This is a genomic window from Petralouisia sp. (assembly GCF_056822245.1).
The window spans coordinates 59,526-75,266 of the sequence record NZ_JBQIOP010000019.1 but is presented as its reverse complement, the minus strand read 5'-3'; the positions used below and the strand labels follow the sequence as shown (position 1 = coordinate 75,266).

At 43.3% G+C, this 15,741-nt stretch carries 28 protein-coding genes; 27 read left to right on the top strand and 1 reads right to left on the bottom strand.

The annotated features are described in order from the left end of the window. Positions 1-348: 348 nt before the first annotated feature. Entirely contained in the window at positions 349-570 is a 222-nt protein-coding gene (locus ACTO17_RS09550) for a helix-turn-helix domain-containing protein (RefSeq protein WP_482557786.1), read from the bottom strand. A gap of 145 nt (positions 571-715) precedes the next feature. On the opposite strand from ACTO17_RS09550, the gene ACTO17_RS09545 reads away from it, so the two are divergent. The 27 genes from ACTO17_RS09545 (at position 716) to ACTO17_RS09415 (ending at position 15,738) form a co-directional block, all read left to right on the top strand. Next, positions 716-1,084: a hypothetical protein gene (locus ACTO17_RS09545; protein ID WP_482557785.1), complete on the top strand. Its 369-nt coding sequence runs from the start codon at positions 716-718 to the stop codon at positions 1,082-1,084. A gap of 184 nt (positions 1,085-1,268) precedes the next feature. Continuing rightward, the gene (gene lgt, locus ACTO17_RS09540) at positions 1,269-2,042 is read left to right on the top strand and encodes a prolipoprotein diacylglyceryl transferase (RefSeq protein WP_482557784.1); all 774 of its coding nucleotides are present in this window, start codon (positions 1,269-1,271) and stop codon (positions 2,040-2,042) included. Next, the gene (locus ACTO17_RS09535; RefSeq protein ID WP_482557783.1) at positions 2,027-3,361 is read left to right on the top strand and encodes an MATE family efflux transporter; all 1,335 of its coding nucleotides are present in this window, start codon (positions 2,027-2,029) and stop codon (positions 3,359-3,361) included. The genes lgt and ACTO17_RS09535 overlap by 16 nt, the downstream gene beginning before the upstream one ends. An 88-nt stretch (positions 3,362-3,449) precedes the next feature. Continuing rightward, entirely contained in the window at positions 3,450-4,028 is a 579-nt protein-coding gene (locus tag ACTO17_RS09530; RefSeq protein ID WP_482557782.1) for a hypothetical protein, read from the top strand. Between the two features lie 296 nt (positions 4,029-4,324). After that, positions 4,325-4,642, top strand: coding sequence for a 30S ribosomal protein S10 (gene rpsJ / locus ACTO17_RS09525; protein ID WP_087157539.1), 318 nt, complete (start codon positions 4,325-4,327; stop codon positions 4,640-4,642). Positions 4,643-4,758: 116 nt separating this feature from the next. Next, positions 4,759-5,436: a 50S ribosomal protein L3 gene (rplC, locus tag ACTO17_RS09520; RefSeq protein ID WP_172536031.1), complete on the top strand. Its 678-nt coding sequence runs from the start codon at positions 4,759-4,761 to the stop codon at positions 5,434-5,436. An 18-nt stretch (positions 5,437-5,454) separates the two neighbouring features. After that, positions 5,455-6,075, top strand: coding sequence for a 50S ribosomal protein L4 (gene rplD, locus ACTO17_RS09515; protein ID WP_172536032.1), 621 nt, complete (start codon positions 5,455-5,457; stop codon positions 6,073-6,075). Continuing rightward, a complete protein-coding gene (rplW, locus tag ACTO17_RS09510; RefSeq protein ID WP_172536033.1) occupies positions 6,075-6,374 on the top strand; it encodes a 50S ribosomal protein L23 in 300 nt (99 codons plus the stop codon). The genes rplD and rplW overlap by 1 nt, the downstream gene beginning before the upstream one ends. 14 nt (positions 6,375-6,388) lie before the next feature. Continuing rightward, positions 6,389-7,234 carry a 50S ribosomal protein L2 gene (gene rplB, locus ACTO17_RS09505; protein ID WP_482557781.1) on the top strand — a complete coding sequence of 282 codons (846 nt, stop codon included), beginning with the start codon at positions 6,389-6,391 and terminating at the stop codon, positions 7,232-7,234. Between the two features lie 63 nt (positions 7,235-7,297). After that, positions 7,298-7,579, top strand: coding sequence for a 30S ribosomal protein S19 (gene rpsS / locus ACTO17_RS09500; protein ID WP_016213333.1), 282 nt, complete (start codon positions 7,298-7,300; stop codon positions 7,577-7,579). A 32-nt stretch (positions 7,580-7,611) separates the two neighbouring features. After that, on the top strand, positions 7,612-7,998 hold the full coding sequence (gene rplV, locus ACTO17_RS09495) for a 50S ribosomal protein L22 (protein WP_482557780.1): 387 nt from the start codon (positions 7,612-7,614) through the stop codon (positions 7,996-7,998). 10 nt (positions 7,999-8,008) lie between these two features. Then, positions 8,009-8,665, top strand: a complete 657-nt coding sequence (gene rpsC, locus ACTO17_RS09490) for a 30S ribosomal protein S3 (RefSeq protein ID WP_172536693.1) — start codon at positions 8,009-8,011, stop codon at positions 8,663-8,665. Further along, on the top strand, positions 8,665-9,105 hold the full coding sequence (gene rplP, locus ACTO17_RS09485; RefSeq protein WP_135989517.1) for a 50S ribosomal protein L16: 441 nt from the start codon (positions 8,665-8,667) through the stop codon (positions 9,103-9,105). The genes rpsC and rplP overlap by 1 nt, the downstream gene beginning before the upstream one ends. Beyond that, a complete protein-coding gene (rpmC, locus tag ACTO17_RS09480; RefSeq protein ID WP_482557779.1) occupies positions 9,092-9,307 on the top strand; it encodes a 50S ribosomal protein L29 in 216 nt (71 codons plus the stop codon). The genes rplP and rpmC overlap by 14 nt, the downstream gene beginning before the upstream one ends. 16 nt (positions 9,308-9,323) lie before the next feature. Beyond that, positions 9,324-9,581 carry a 30S ribosomal protein S17 gene (gene rpsQ / locus ACTO17_RS09475; RefSeq protein ID WP_482557778.1) on the top strand — a complete coding sequence of 86 codons (258 nt, stop codon included), beginning with the start codon at positions 9,324-9,326 and terminating at the stop codon, positions 9,579-9,581. Positions 9,582-9,595: 14 nt separating this feature from the next. Further along, a complete protein-coding gene (rplN, locus tag ACTO17_RS09470; RefSeq protein WP_135989520.1) occupies positions 9,596-9,964 on the top strand; it encodes a 50S ribosomal protein L14 in 369 nt (122 codons plus the stop codon). Positions 9,965-9,977: 13 nt separating this feature from the next. Beyond that, entirely contained in the window at positions 9,978-10,289 is a 312-nt protein-coding gene (rplX, locus tag ACTO17_RS09465) for a 50S ribosomal protein L24 (protein ID WP_482557777.1), read from the top strand. Positions 10,290-10,312: 23 nt separating this feature from the next. Then, complete coding sequence (gene rplE, locus ACTO17_RS09460; protein ID WP_482557776.1) at positions 10,313-10,858, top strand: 50S ribosomal protein L5; 546 nt, start codon at positions 10,313-10,315, stop codon at positions 10,856-10,858. A gap of 13 nt (positions 10,859-10,871) precedes the next feature. Next, a complete protein-coding gene (locus tag ACTO17_RS09455) occupies positions 10,872-11,057 on the top strand; it encodes a type Z 30S ribosomal protein S14 (protein WP_005424988.1) in 186 nt (61 codons plus the stop codon). Positions 11,058-11,081: 24 nt separating this feature from the next. Then, positions 11,082-11,483 (top strand): 30S ribosomal protein S8, encoded by a 402-nt coding sequence (gene rpsH / locus ACTO17_RS09450; protein ID WP_482557775.1) that lies wholly within the window; start codon positions 11,082-11,084, stop codon positions 11,481-11,483. A gap of 12 nt (positions 11,484-11,495) precedes the next feature. After that, entirely contained in the window at positions 11,496-12,035 is a 540-nt protein-coding gene (rplF, locus tag ACTO17_RS09445) for a 50S ribosomal protein L6 (protein WP_482557774.1), read from the top strand. A 19-nt stretch (positions 12,036-12,054) separates the two neighbouring features. Continuing rightward, positions 12,055-12,423 carry a 50S ribosomal protein L18 gene (gene rplR / locus ACTO17_RS09440; RefSeq protein WP_482557773.1) on the top strand — a complete coding sequence of 123 codons (369 nt, stop codon included), beginning with the start codon at positions 12,055-12,057 and terminating at the stop codon, positions 12,421-12,423. 17 nt (positions 12,424-12,440) lie between these two features. Further along, positions 12,441-12,950: a 30S ribosomal protein S5 gene (gene rpsE, locus ACTO17_RS09435; protein WP_135989526.1), complete on the top strand. Its 510-nt coding sequence runs from the start codon at positions 12,441-12,443 to the stop codon at positions 12,948-12,950. A 14-nt stretch (positions 12,951-12,964) separates the two neighbouring features. Continuing rightward, complete coding sequence (gene rpmD / locus ACTO17_RS09430) at positions 12,965-13,147, top strand: 50S ribosomal protein L30 (RefSeq protein ID WP_482557772.1); 183 nt, start codon at positions 12,965-12,967, stop codon at positions 13,145-13,147. A 22-nt stretch (positions 13,148-13,169) separates the two neighbouring features. Next, complete coding sequence (gene rplO / locus ACTO17_RS09425) at positions 13,170-13,610, top strand: 50S ribosomal protein L15 (protein WP_482557771.1); 441 nt, start codon at positions 13,170-13,172, stop codon at positions 13,608-13,610. Further along, positions 13,610-14,932, top strand: a complete 1,323-nt coding sequence (gene secY, locus ACTO17_RS09420; RefSeq protein ID WP_482557770.1) for a preprotein translocase subunit SecY — start codon at positions 13,610-13,612, stop codon at positions 14,930-14,932. Before rplO ends, secY begins: the two co-directional genes overlap by 1 nt. 161 nt (positions 14,933-15,093) lie before the next feature. Beyond that, entirely contained in the window at positions 15,094-15,738 is a 645-nt protein-coding gene (locus ACTO17_RS09415; protein ID WP_482557769.1) for an adenylate kinase, read from the top strand. The last annotated feature ends 3 nt before the right edge of the window (positions 15,739-15,741 follow it).

Sequence of the window (15,741 nt, the reverse complement as noted above, 5' to 3'; positions counted from 1 at the left end):
CACGATGGACACCCTTGCTCTTGGCTATACACTTCCCACTATCAGGGCGTGTTACGGACTTTCACCGATTAGATTGCGCCCATACTGGGCGCACATAAAAATGCCTATCCTGTCTGCCAACAGGATAGGCGGTGTCTATAAGGACATCTAAACCATTTTCGGGGGCATCCACTTTGGAGTAGGTGCTTTCCTTGTTCTTAATATATCATTTCTCCTTGAAAAAATCAACGGTGTTTTTCTAAAGCATATGCAGACAGGTAAGAGCAAAAATTATTGCTTTCATCTGAGTTTTATGCGCAATTCCCCAAATGATTAAAAGCTTATGACAAATAGCGGCAGTCCCATACATTATTTTTCAGGAGGCTGATAGGTGATAAGTTCTCCAACTTCAATCTCCAGATAATGGCACAATTTACAGATTAATCCCGCATCCAAACGCTGAAAGTCATTTCTGCAGTAGCGGTTGAAATTAGGGCGGGGAATATCTAAATCTTTGCATATTTTATTTTTGGATATACCTCTTGATGTTAATAGTTCGTTGATGTGGAGTTCCAATTTACCGTAGTCCATGAATTTCCCCCTTTACTTTGGTGGAATAATTATATATAATAATTTTTATAATAGTAATTTCCTATTTAACAAGTTATTATAAATTACCTTACTATATAGTAATTTCTTATCTTTAGAATAAAAAGGAAAGAGGTAATAGGAAGAAATGAAGATTGTAAAAAATTTTTATGATATGGCAGAAGAAAGAAGAAAAAAAGAGGAACGCAGGTATCAGAATACAAGGAAAACCCCGGAAAAAGAGCAGCGGGAACATAGAGAAGCAGAAACACTGATAAGAGTTGTGGAAACATTTGAACAGAATACCTGCCTTGTACCGGATAAAGAGAAAGAGGCAGAATTTGAGCAGCTTTCTCTTGGCGCTTTAGAGGCGGCGGAACTGCTGAATATCAACGTGACAAACATTTGTTCATGCCGATATACATTTTGGCATTGTCGCAACAACGCATTTCTGACAGAGATTAATTTGTATTCTGGTGGAAATTCCCGCAAGAATCGTGAATTTAGTAATGAATAGACAATTTTTCCTGAATATGACAAGCAAAAATGGTTCCAAAGAACTGATAAGTCTGTTACAATATGTGAGAGAAAGGAAAATCACAGAAGGGATTGCAGATGAGTTAGAAGAAGAGTAAGCTAGAGCGTGTTTGAAAAATGACAGATAAATAATAAGAAACAAAACAGGGAATTTGGAGGAAACTATGATTAATGACATTACAATTGGGCCGCTGACAATTCATGTCTATGGCATAATGGTGGCAATCGGTTACATGAGCGCACTGCTGATTAGTGAAAGGCGTGCCAGAAAACGGGGTCTGGACTCTGATATCTTATTTGGTATTTTCTGGTGCGCCGTGCTTGGAGGGGCTGTAGGCAGCAAACTTCTTTATTATACAGTAAGCTTCAAAGATATATTAAATGATCCCTCTATGTTACTGAATTTTCAGAACGGCTGGGTAGTTTACGGCGGGATTATCGGCGGAGTGGCTGCCGGTTGGGGATACTGCCGATTCAAAAAAGCAGATTTTCTCACCTATCTGGATTTGGTGCTTCCGGCGGTGGCCTTTGCCCAGGGGTGCGGACGAATTGGATGCTTTTTCGCAGGATGCTGCTATGGAAGGGAGACAGAGTCTATATTTGGAATCCAGTACTGGCAGTCAAATTACGCCCCCAATGGAGTAAAGCTGATTCCTACGCAAATCTATTCCAGTATCGGTGACTTTGCTATGGCGTTTGTGCTTATGGCATATGCAAAAAAACAGCCGCAGAAGGGAAGAGTTGCGGCAGGCTACTGTATTCTCTATAGTATAGGAAGATTTTTGATTGAGATGCTTCGGAATGATTATCGGGGAGAATTCGGTTTTCTGTCTACTTCGCAATTGATTTCTATCCTCATTCTGGCAGTGGGAATCGGATTATTTGTCTGGGCAGGAACAAAGACAGAGGAGAATAAGGAAACATGGACCGGGATCTGACCAGAGGGCCTGTGATGGCTTCCATGATGGGGTTTGCCGTTCCCATGATTCTGGGCAATTTACTGCAGCAATGTTATAACATAGCGGATACCCTGATTGTGGGGAAATTTTTGGGAAGCCATGCACTGGCGGCTGTAGGCTCATCCTTTACGCTGATGACGTTTTTAACCTCGATTTTACTGGGGCTTTGTATGGGAAGCGGAGCAGTTTTTTCCATTCGGTTTGGGCAAAAGGATGAAAAGGGGCTGAAGGAGAGTATCTGCGCATCCTTCGCGCTGGTGGCAGGATTTACTTTATTATTGAATATTTCTGCATTTCTCTGCCTGGACAGCATACGCATGTTTCTGCAGGTGCCGGATGAAGTCTGGGGATTGATGCGGGAGTACCTGTTTGTGATTTTCTGCGGCATTGCAGCTTCCTTTTTATATAATTACTTTGCCGCATTCTTACGTGCAATCGGCAATTCTGTGGCGCCGCTGATTTTTCTGGCAATTTCTGCGGTTTTAAATATTATATTGGATTTATGTTTCGTGCTGTGGCTGAAACGGGGTGCGGCAGGAGCAGCAGAGGCAACTGTAATTGCACAGTATATTTCAGGGGTGGGAATTGCCGGATACACGCTGATCAAATGTCCCCAGTTTCAGGGAATTTGGAAACACTGGAGGCTTTGCAAAATCAGCATTAAGGAAATTGCAGGTTTTTCAGTTCTGACCTGCGTACAGCAGTCTGTGATGAACCTGGGAATTCTCATGGTACAGGGGTTAGTGAACAGCTTTGGCCCTGCAATTATGGCGGCATTTGCGGCGGCAGTGAAGATTGACGCTTTCGCTTATATGCCGGTACAGGATTTTGGCAATGCCTTTTCTACCTTTATTGCCCAGAACTATGGCGCAAAGGAAGAACAGCGGATAAAGAGCGGATTGAAAGGAGCGGTGATATGCTCCATGGGGTTCTGTATCGTAATATCTGCGGCAGTCTGCATTTTTGCACGGCCTTTGATGGAAATTTTTGTGGATGCCGGCGAAGCGCTCATTATTCAGGAAGGAGTCCGCTATCTGCGGATTGAAGGGGTGTTTTATGCAGGGATTGGGTGTCTGTTCCTGCTGTACGGCCTGTACCGGGCATTGGGACGGCCGGGGATGTCTGTGGCGCTTACGGTGATTTCTCTTGGGACAAGGGTGCTGTTGGCATATCTGCTTTCGGCGGTTCCTTCTGTCGGTGTCGTCGGTATCTGGTGGGCGATCCCTATTGGATGGTTTTTAGCGGATGCGGCAGGAATTGTTTACTATATCAGGAAAAAAGAGCTGCTGCTTGGCTGAACAGGCGTGGAGCCGGTATGGGAACGGCCTGTATTTGCCGATATAAATGTCAGAGAACAATTGTATCAGGCAGACGGGAGGAATGAGTATGAACATTATGAGTCCGCAATCAGCAGTAACAAAGAATAAAGCAGGAGATCTCACTGTAGATATCAGCCAGATTATCCGGAATTTTACCGGTGCGGAAACAGATGACAATAAGAAATCTGTTCTGCAGCAGTTATTAGAGCCAAAAGAAGTGGATAAAGGCCAGCGGGACGCCCGAAAACTATTGCAGATAGCCAAAAGGATAGCCAGAGGGGAATCGGTGACGCCGGAAGAAAAAGAGCTGCTCAGACGAATGAATCCGCAGCTTGCCCAAATGGCAGAGTTGGCCAGAACAGAAGGCGAACGGATCAGACATGCTTTGCAGCAGGCTTCCTCCAAAGAAGAGCAGCAGACCATAATCGGGCAGGCATATCAGCAGGTGGCGGAGATGACGGAGAAAACTCCCCAATTCGGAGAATTACTGGGAGAGGCAGTAAAAGCGGCAATGAAAGATGTGCAGGAAGATCCGGCTGTCAGCAGCAAGCCGGCGACTCAAAACCCAGCGGAGGATCGCCAGGAAGAGATATTGGAGCAGTTTTGTCCTATGGATTGGATGTCCATGTTAGACTGTAAAGGCTGAGATATATCATTATTATATGAAAAAATAAATTTATGCTTGCATTATGGACAATTATGTTTTATAATAACAAATGCTGTGGCATGATAGCGATGAAGCGAGAGGTTGCTGCCTGAGACTGGCAGGTTTTTCCGTGGAGCGAATGTCAAGTTAGGAAACTGGCGACAAGTCACTGTATCACAACAGGAAATCTGCAAAAAGCAGAAGCGCCGTGTGCAATGTCCAGGACACACACGGAGAAGTGTACAGTCACCGCTTGTCGTACTGAAGTAAAGTGCGAAAAGGAGGCGGCTTTTTTTATGGCAAGTCAAGTAATGAGAATCACACTGAAGGCATATGACCATCAGTTAGTGGATGCATCTGCAAAGAAAATTATCGAAACTGTAAAGAAAAATGGAGCACAGGTGAGCGGACCGGTTCCACTTCCCACCAAGAAGGAAGTTGTTACAATTTTAAGGGCGGTTCACAAGTACAAAGATTCCAGAGAGCAGTTTGAGCAGAGAACTCATAAGAGACTGATTGATATCATTACACCGACCCAGAAAACGGTTGATGCATTGTCCAGACTGGAAATGCCTGCAGGTGTTTACATTGATATCAAAATGAAGAACAAGTAAAGGGTAACAATCCTGAAGGGTTCAATATAGAAGTATTGCAACTGTTCTAGGATGAGCGGTTCCGCTGCCCGATGGGTATGAATCGTTCCGCTGTAGAGTAAACAGGAGGGAAAGAAATGAAGAAAGCGATTTTAGCGACCAAAGTCGGAATGACTCAAATCTTCAATACAGACGGCGCGCTGGTGCCGGTTACTGTATTACAGGCTGGTCCGTGTGCCGTAACACAGATTAAGACGGTGGAAAACGACGGATACAGCGCAGTGCAGGTTGGTTTTGTTGATAAGAAAGAGAAGATTATTAACAGAGACGCCAACGGCAGAAAAGAAATCAGAAACAGACATGGTCTGACAAAGGCTGAGAAAGGACACTTTGACAAAGCAGGCGTGTCCGGCAAGAGATTTGTAAAAGAATTTAAATTTGAAAATGCTGCAGATTATAATCTGGCTGATGAGATTAAAGCAGATATTTTTGCAGAAGGCGATAAAGTTGATGCGACTGCAATCTCCAAAGGTAAGGGATTCCAGGGCGCAATTAAGAGACACGGCCAGCACAGAGGGCCCATGGCGCATGGTTCCAAATTCCACCGTCATCAGGGTTCCAACGGTGCATGTTCCAGTCCGAGCAAAGTGTTTAAAGGCAAAGGAATGCCGGGACATATGGGTGCTGTAAAAGTAACGGTTCAGAACCTTGAAGTTGTAAAAGTGGATGCTGAGAACAATCTGCTTCTGGTAAAAGGATCTGTTCCGGGACCGAAGAAGTCTCTGGTAACAATCAAAGAGACTGTAAAGCAGTAGTGAAAGGAGGACTTAACAATGGCTAATGTAGCTATTTATAATATGGAAGGCAACGAAGTTGGAAGCCTTGAGCTCAACGATGCAGTGTTTGGTGTTGAAATCAACGAACATCTTGTACACATGGCAGTTGTGCAGCAGCTTGCAAACAGACGTCAGGGAACACAGAAGGCAAAGACACGTTCCGAAGTTTCCGGCGGCGGAAGAAAACCATGGAGACAGAAAGGAACCGGTCATGCCAGACAGGGCTCCATCCGCGCTCCTCAGTGGAAAGGCGGCGGCGTAGTATTCGCTCCGGTTCCAAGAGATTATTCTTTCAAGATGAATAAGAAAGAAAAAAGGGCAGCATTAAAGTCCGCGCTGACATCCAGAGTCAATGAGAGTAAATTTATCGTAGTGGATAACTTAAGCCTGGATGAAATCAAAACAAAGAAATTCCAGGAAGTATTAAATAACCTGAAAGTAAATAAAGCCCTTGTGGTTATGAAAGACAATGATCAGAACGTAGTAATGTCTGCAAGAAATATTCCTGCTGTTAAGACTACAATGACCAATTCTCTCAACGTATATGATATTCTGAAATACGATACCGTGGTAATCACCAAGGATGCGGTATCAGCAATCGAGGAGGTGTATGCATAATGGCAAACGTACAATATTATGACGTAATCCTCAAACCGGTAATTACCGAAAAGAGCATGAACCTTATGGGTGAGAAAAAATATACTTTTCTGGTTCATCCGGAAGCAAATAAGACCATGATTAAGGAAGCTGTTGAAAAAATGTTTGAGGGAACCAAGGTAAAGAAAGTGAATACCTTAAATGTCGGCGGCAAGAAGAAAAGAAGAGGTATGGTAGTGGGCAAAACTGCCAAAACCAAGAAAGCGATTGTCCAGTTGACTGAGGACAGCAAAGACATTGAAATTTTTGCAGGCTTATAGAAAGGAGAAACATCATGGGAATTAAGACATATAACCCATATACACCTTCCAGAAGGAATATGACCGGTTCTGATTTTTCTGAAATTACCAAGAAAACCCCAGAGAAATCTCTGTTAGTTTCTTTACAGAAGAATTCCGGCCGTAATAATCAGGGTAAAATTACTGTAAGACACCGTGGCGGCGGCAACAGAAGAAAATATAGAATTATTGATTTTAAGAGAAATAAAAAAGACGGAATTCCGGCAACTGTTATCGGAATTGAGTACGATCCCAACAGAACAGCAAATATCGCATTGATCTGCTATGTGGACGGAACCAAATCATATATCCTTGCTCCGGAAGGCCTGACTGACGGCATGAAAGTAATGAACGGGCCGGAAGCGGAAGTAAGAGTAGGCAACTGCCTTCCTTTAGAGAATATTCCGGTAGGTACTCAGGTACACAACATTGAGTTATATCCGGGAAAAGGCGGACAGCTTGTGCGTTCCGCAGGAAACAGCGCTCAGCTGATGGCAAAAGAAGGAAAATATGCAACCCTGAGACTGCCCTCCGGTGAAATGAGAATGGTGCCGATTATCTGCAGAGCAACCATAGGCGTGGTAGGCAATGCGGATCACAACCTTATTAAAATTGGTAAAGCAGGACGGAAGCGTCATATGGGTATCCGCCCGACCGTACGCGGTTCTGTTATGAACCCCAACGACCATCCGCATGGTGGTGGAGAAGGAAAGACCGGAATCGGACGTCCGGGCCCGTCTACTCCGTGGGGCAAACCTGCACTGGGTCTTAAGACCAGAAAGAAAAACAAAGCAAGCAACAAGCTTATCGTAAGAAGAAGAGACGGTAGAGCTTTGAAATAACAGGGATACCCGCAGGGCGGTTCTGCCCGCTGGCGGGACGAAATTTTAGGAGGTTGAATTTTTATGGGTCGTTCACTGAAAAAAGGACCATTTGCTGATGCAAGCTTATTGAAAAAAGTAGATGCCATGAACGCAGCAGGTGAAAAGAGCGTGATTAAAACATGGTCTCGCCGTTCTACAATTTTCCCGCAGTTCGTAGGCCACACATTTGCCGTACATGACGGAAGAAAACATGTGCCGGTTTATGTGACAGAAGATATGGTAGGCCATAAGCTTGGTGAGTTCGTTGCCACAAGAACTTACCGTGGACATGGAAAAGATGAGAAGAAATCCAAAGTTCGTTAATAGATAGATATGGGAAAGGAGGTTCCACATCCATGGCAAAGGGACATAGAAGTCAAATTAAGAGAGAAAGAAATGCGCAGAAAGATACCAGACCGTCAGCCAAATTATCTTACGCCAGAGTATCTGTTCAGAAAGCATGTTTCGTGTTAGATGCAATCCGTGGAAAAGATGTTAAGACCGCACTGGCTATTCTTGCATACAATCCGAGATACGCATCCAGCGTAATAGAGAAACTGTTGAAATCTGCAATTGCAAATGCAGAAAACAATAACGGTATGAATGCAGACAATCTTTACATTGCAGAGTGTTATGCAAATAAAGGACCAACAATGAAAAGAGTCAGACCAAGGGCACAGGGAAGAGCTTACAGAATCGAAAAGAGAATGAGCCACATTACAGTTGTGCTTGATGAAAGATAGGAGGGCAAACATGGGACAGAAAGTGAATCCTCATGGTTTAAGAGTTGGAATTATTAAAGATTGGGACTCTAAATGGTATGCGGAAGCAGATTTTGCAGATTTTCTTATTGAAGATTATAACATCAGAACATTCTTGAAGAAGAAATTATACGCATCCGGAGTTTCCAAGATTGAGATTGAAAGAGCTTCTGATCGGGTAAAAGTAATTCTCTATACTGCAAAGCCAGGTGTCGTAATCGGTAAAGGCGGATCAGAAATTGAGAAAGTAAAAGCAGAACTTCAGAAATTAACAGATAAAAAACTGGTAGTAGATATCAAAGAAGTAAAAAGACCGGACAAAGACGCGCAGCTTGTAGCAGAAAATATTGCGCTGCAGTTAGAGAACCGTGTTTCTTTCAGAAGAGCAATGAAATCCTGCATGGGCAGAAGTATGAAAGCAGGCGCTCTTGGAATTAAGAGTTCCGTTTCCGGACGTCTGGGCGGCGCTGATATGGCCCGTACCGAGTTCTACAGTGAAGGAACGATTCCACTTCAGACATTAAGAGCAGATATCGATTATGGATTCGCTGAAGCAGATACCACCTACGGTAAAGTAGGAGTAAAAGTATGGATCTACAAAGGCGAGGTACTTCCAACAAAAGAAACAAAGGAAGGGAGCGATAAATAATGTTAATGCCAAAAAGAGTAAAACGCCGTAAACAGTTCCGTGGTTCCATGGCAGGAAAGGCGTTAAGAGGTAATAAAATTACAAACGGTGAATACGGTATTGTGGCTACAGAGCCATGCTGGATCAAATCCAATCAGATTGAGGCAGCCCGTATTGCAATGACACGTTACATTAAGCGTGGCGGTAAAGTCTGGATTAAAATTTTCCCTGACAAACCAGTAACTGCAAAACCGGCAGAAACCCGTATGGGTTCCGGAAAAGGAACACTGGAATACTGGGTGGCTGTTGTAAAACCAGGCCGTGTTTTGTTTGAAATCTCCGGCGTTCCGGAAGAAATCGCACGGGAAGCATTGCGTCTTGCTACACATAAGTTACCATGTAAATGTAAAATAGTTTCTCGGGCAGACTTAGAAGGCGGTGAATCAAATGAAAAGCAGTAATTATGTGAAAGAATTAAGAGAAGAATCCGTAGAAGCATTGCAGGAGAGGTTAGTGGCTGCAAAGAAAGAACTTTTTAATTTAAGATTCCAGAATGCGACCAACCAGTTGGAGAATACCGGAAGAATCAAAGAGGTTCGCAAGAATATTGCCAGAATTCAGACGATTATCACTGAAAAGGCACGGGAGACATTGAACGCTTAGTGAAAGGAGCAGAATCGTGGAAGAAAGAAATCTTAGAAAAACACGTACCGGTGTTGTTGTAAGCGACAAGATGAACAAGACGATTGTTGTTGCAGTGCGGGACAATGTAAGACATCCCCTTTACAACAAGATCGTAAAAAGAACTTATAAATTGAAAGCTCATGACGAAAACAATGAATGCAAAATTGGAGATACAGTCAAAGTAATGGAAACAAGACCTTTATCCAAGGATAAGAGATGGAGACTTGTGGAAATCATTGAGAGAGCGAAATAAAGGAGGCTACCGGCATGATTCAACAGGAAAGCAGACTGAAAGTAGCCGATAATACAGGAGCAAAAGAATTACTCTGCATCCGTGTTATGGGCGGTTCGACAAGAAGATATGCGAATATTGGAGATATCATCACTGCTACGGTTAAAGATGCAACACCAGGTGGTGTTGTTAAGAAAGGCGATGTAGTAAAAGCTGTAGTGGTTCGTACGAAAAAAGGCGCCCGTCGGAAAGACGGTTCTTATATTAAATTTGATGAGAATGCGGCTGTCATCATCAAAGATGACAAAACCCCGAGAGGAACCCGTATCTTTGGGCCGGTTGCAAGAGAGCTTCGTGAGAAGCAGTTTATGAAAATTGTTTCCCTGGCTCCGGAAGTATTATAGGAGGTGCAAAGAGATGGCAATGATGAAAATTAAAAAAGGCGATTTAGTGAAAGTAATCGCCGGCAAAGATAAAGACAAAGAAGGCAAAGTCCTTTCTGTCAATAAGAAAAACCATACCGTACTGGTAGAGGGCATCAATATGGCAACCAAGCATACCAAACCCAGCATGGCAAATCAGCAGGGCGGCATTGTGCATCAGGAAGCCCCTCTTGATATTTCCAATGTGATGTATCTGCACAAAGGAAAGGCTACCCGCATCGGTTTCAAAATGGACGGAGATAAAAAAGTACGTTTTGCCAAATCTACAGGCGAAGTTATTGATTAATTCAGGAGAGGAGGTCCATTCAGTTGAGTAGTAGATTAAAAGAAATTTATCAGAACGAGATCGTAGACGCTCTGATGAAAAAATTCGAATATAAAAATGTGATGCAAGTACCGAAGATTGAAAAAGTAGTCATCAACATGGGTGTCGGCGAAGCGAAAGAAAACGCGAAACTTCTTGACGCTGCCGTGAGCGATCTGGAAACCATTACCGGCCAGAAAGCAGTGATTACAAAAGCCAAAAAATCTGTGGCAAACTTCAAAATCAGAGAAGGAATGGCCATTGGGTGTAAAGTGACCTTGAGAGGCGATAAGATGTATGAGTTTGTTGATCGCTTAATCAATCTGGCTCTGCCCCGTGTACGTGACTTCAGAGGGGTAAATCCCAACGCATTTGACGGAAGAGGAAATTATGCCCTTGGTATCAAAGAGCAGCTGATTTTCCCGGAAATCGAGTATGATAAAATCGACAAAATCCGCGGTATGGATGTTATTTTCGTAACTACAGCAAAAACAGACGAAGAAGGCCGTGAATTGTTGGCACAGTTCAATATGCCATTTGCAAAACAGTAAGGAGGGAATTTCAATGGCAAAAACAGCAATGAAAATCAAACAGCAGCGCAAACAGAAATTCTCTACCAGAGAATACAGCCGTTGCAGAATTTGCGGACGTCCGCATGCATATTTGAGAAAATACGGAATCTGCAGAATCTGCTTCCGTGAATTAGCTTATAAAGGACAGATTCCAGGTGTTAAAAAGGCGTCTTGGTAGGCCGGTAAAGGAGGAAAATATATCATGACAATGAGTGATCCAATCGCAGATATGCTTACAAGAATCCGTAATGCAAATACTGCTAAACATGATACAGTTGATGTTCCATCTTCCAAAATGAAGATTGCAATTGCCAATATTCTTGTAGATGAAGGATATATTGCAAAATATGACATTGTAGAAGATGGCAGCTTTAACACAATTCGCATTACCTTAAAATACGGTAGTGACAAAAATGAAAAGATTATCACAGGACTTAAGAGAATTTCCAAACCGGGACTTCGGGTATATGCCGGCAAAAATGAAATTCCAAAGGTTCTCGGCGGACTTGGAATTGCAATTCTTTCCACCAATCAGGGTGTTGTAACTGATAAAGAAGCAAGAAGATTAGCAGTAGGCGGAGAAGTATTAGCTTACGTATGGTAAGGAGGTACGGGCATGTCACGTATAGGAAGAATGCCAATCGCAATACCTGCAGACGTAACGGTAGATATTGCAGAAAATAATCATGTGACTGTGAAAGGTCCGAAGGGGACTTTAGAGAGAACCCTTCCAACAGAAATGGAAATCAAATTAGAAGGTTCTGAGGTAACTGTAACAAGACCCAACGATTTAAAGAGAATGAAATCACTGCACGGTCTGACCAGAACCCTGATTAACAATATGGTAGTTGGCGTAACCCAGGGTTACACCAAAGAACTGGAAGTAAACGGTGTTGGTTACAGGGCATCCAAATCCGGAAAAGACTTAACCCTGAATCTGGGATATTCCCATCCGGTGATTATGACAGATCCGGAAGGAATTGAGTCTAAAGTAGAAGGAAACAAAATTACCGTTTCCGGTATTGATAAAGAAAAAGTCGGCCAGTACGCAGCAGAAATCAGAGATAAGAGAAGACCTGAACCGTATAAGGGCAAGGGTATCAAATATGCTGATGAAGTGATCAGGCGTAAAGTTGGTAAGACTGGTAAAAAATAATTAAAGGAGGAACACAAAAATGGTTAATAAGAAATCAAGAGCTGAAGTCCGGATGAAAAAGCACAGAAGAATCCGCAATCGTTTCTCCGGTACCGCTGAAAGACCGCGTTTGGCAGTGTTTAGAAGCAATAACCATATGTATGTGCAGATCATTGACGATGTTGCACAGCATACACTTGTTTCCGCATCTACACTTCAGAAGGATGTAAAGGCTGAACTGGAGAAAACCAATAACGTAGAAGCGGCAGCGCATCTTGGAACAATTATCGCAAAAAGAGCGTTGGATAAAGGCATTACTACAGTTGTCTTCGACAGAGGCGGATATATCTATCAGGGTAAAGTCAAGGCTTTAGCCGATGCTGCAAGAGAAGCCGGGTTAAACTTTTAATAGGAGGAGACAAACACATGAAACGTACAATCATTGATGCTAGTCAATTGGAATTAACAGAAAAAGTGGTATCAATTAAACGTGTAACGAAAGTTGTAAAAGGCGGACGTAACATGCGTTTTACAGCTTTGGTTGTTGTTGGTGACAGCAATGGTCATGTAGGTGCAGGTTTAGGGAAAGCAACTGAAATTCCTGAAGCAATCCGCAAAGGAAAAGAAGACGCAATCAAGAAACTGATTTCTGTAAAATTAGATGATAACAGCAGTATTACACATGACATTACCGGCAAACACACCGGCGCGTCTGTATTGCTGAAAAGAGCTCCGGAAGGTACTGGCGTAATTGCCGGCGGTCCTGCGCGTAGCGTATGTGAACTTGCAGGCATTAAGAATATCCGTACAAAGTCTCTGGGCTCCAATAACAAGCAGAATGTAGTGCTTGCTACAATCAATGCTTTAAGTCAGTTGAAATCTCCGGAAGAGGTAGCAAAACTCCGCGGTAAATCTGTAGAAGAGATACTCGGTTAAGGAGGACATGGAAAATGGCAGAGAAATTAAAAATTACACTTGTAAAATCTACAATCGGCGCTGTGCCAAAGAACCGCAAAACCGTAGAAGCATTAGGTTTGAGGAAAATCAACCATTCGGTGGAAATGCCGGATAACGCAGCAGTCAGAGGTATGGTCAGACAGGTCAGACATTTAGTGAAAGTAGAAGAAATCTAAGAAAACGTAAGGAGGTGTCAAAATGGACTTATCAAATTTAAAACCGGCAGTGGGCTCTAAGCACAGCAATAATTTCAGAAGAGGCCGTGGACATGGTTCCGGAAATGGTAAGACAGCAGGTAAGGGACATAAAGGTCAGAAAGCACGTTCCGGCGCACCGAGACCTGGGTTCGAGGGCGGCCAGATGCCATTATACAGACGAATTCCAAAGCGTGGATTTACCAACAGGAATTCTAAGGACATTGTAGCAGTCAATGTTCATGTATTGGATGTATTTGATAATGATGCAGTTGTAACGGTAGAGACTTTAATGGAGCGGGGAATCATCAAAAATCCAAGAGATGGCGTTAAGATTCTCGGAGATGGTGAGCTTACCAAGAAACTTACCGTACAGGTAAATGCCTTCAGTGCAGGTGCAAAAGAAAAGATTGAGGCTCTTGGTGGAAAAGCAGAGGTGATCTAATGCTGGAGACACTCCGTAATGCATTTAAAATTAAAGATATCAGGAACCGTATTTTTTATACGTTAGTAATGATGGTTGTCATCAGGTTGGGCTCACAGCTGCCTCTGCCTGGTGTCAATGCCGAAGTGATTGCAAACTGGTTTGCTTCAAACCAGGGCGCAGATTCACTGAATTTCTTTAATGCCATCACAGGCGGTTCTTTTGAACAGATGTCAGTGTTCGCGCTGAACATTACGCCCTACATCACATCCTCCATTATTATGCAGCTTCTTACCATTGCGATCCCTAAGCTGGAAGAAATGCAGAAGGATGGAGAGGACGGAAGAAAGAAGATCGCAGAGATTACTCGTTATGTGACAGTTGCATTGGCGCTGATTCAGTCCATTGCCATGGCAATTGGATTCGGCCGGGGCGGATATCTGGACAAATTCGACGCGCCGCATGTAATTATGATGGTAACCGGATTGACGGCAGGCTCCGCAGTGCTGATGTGGATTGGTGAAAGAATCACAGAATATGGTGTGGGAAATGGTATCTCGATTGTATTGGTAATTAACATTATTTCCCGTATACCGGAAGATTTGATGACCCTTTACACCCAGTTTATTGCAAATGCGCCCAATGTGGGAAATGCAATCATTGCGGCTGCAGTTATTATTGCAGTAATTCTGATAACGGTTGTTTTCGTTATCATCCTTCAGGATGGACAGCGCAGAATTCCGGTACAGTACAGCAAGAAAATTCAGGGGCGCAAACAGGTAGGCGGTCAGTCTACGCATATTCCTCTGAAGGTAAATACAGCCGGCGTTATTCCTATTATCTTTGCCCAGTCCATTATGCAGTTTCCGGTTGTGATTGCAACCATTATGGGAAAAGGCAACGGAACCGGAATCGGAAGCAAGATTCTGCATGGATTGTCCCAGTCTTACTGGTGTGATCCGGAGCAGCCCATTTACAGTATCGGTTTGCTGGTATATATCGTACTGGTAATTGCTTTCGCCTATTTCTATACATCCATTACCTTCAACCCGTTGGAGGTTGCCAACAATATGAAACGGCAGGGCGGATTTATTCCGGGAATCAGACCGGGAAAACCAACCAGTGATTATTTGACAAAGATCTTGAACTATATCGTATTTATCGGAGCGGTAGGACTTATGATTGTAGCTGTAATTCCAATTTTCTTTAACGGAGTATTCAGCGCAAATGTGTCCTTCGGCGGAACATCTATCATCATTATTGTAGGTGTCGTCATTGAAACTCTGAAGCAGATTGAATCCCAGATGCTGGTACGTTATTATAAAGGATTTTTAAATGACTAAGTAAAAAAACGCTGTAAAGCCTGCTTGCAGGCTGCATGGCGGTTATGCAGAAATTAGGAGATGCCGCATGGCATCTCCTATGGTGTATTTGCTTTGGAGAGAGGAATTGTAAGAATCTTCGGACAGCATTTATAACAGCATGAAAATAAGGAGGAGCAAGTATGAAAATTATTATGTTAGGCGCACCGGGAGCAGGAAAAGGTACACAGGCAAAACAGATTGCGGATAAATATTCCATTCCGCATATTTCTACCGGAGATATTTTTCGGGCAAACTTAAAAGCAGGCACAGAACTGGGCAAGAAAGCCAAAGAATATATGGATCAGGGGCTTTTGGTGCCGGATGAACTGACCTGTGATTTGGTTATGGACCGTATCGGACAGGATGACTGCAAAAACGGATTTGTACTGGATGGATTTCCAAGAACAATTCCCCAGGCAGAAGCCTTGGATCAGGCCCTTGCAAAAATCAGCCAGAGCATGGATTATGCCATTGATGTGGATGTTCCGGATGAGAATATCGTTAACAGAATGTCTGGCAGACGGGCATGTTTAAACTGCGGCGCAACTTACCATATTGTTTCGATTCCAACCAAAGTGGAAGGCGTATGCGACCGCTGCGGCAGCCAGGTAGTGCTGAGAGATGACGATCAGCCGGAAACCGTAAAGAAACGTCTGGATGTTTATCATGAGCAGACCCAGCCCTTGATTGACTATTATAAAAAACAGAATATATTAAAAACTGTAGACGGGACTCAGCCAATGGAAAAAGTATTTGACGCCATTGTGGAAATTTTAGGAGCGTAGAAA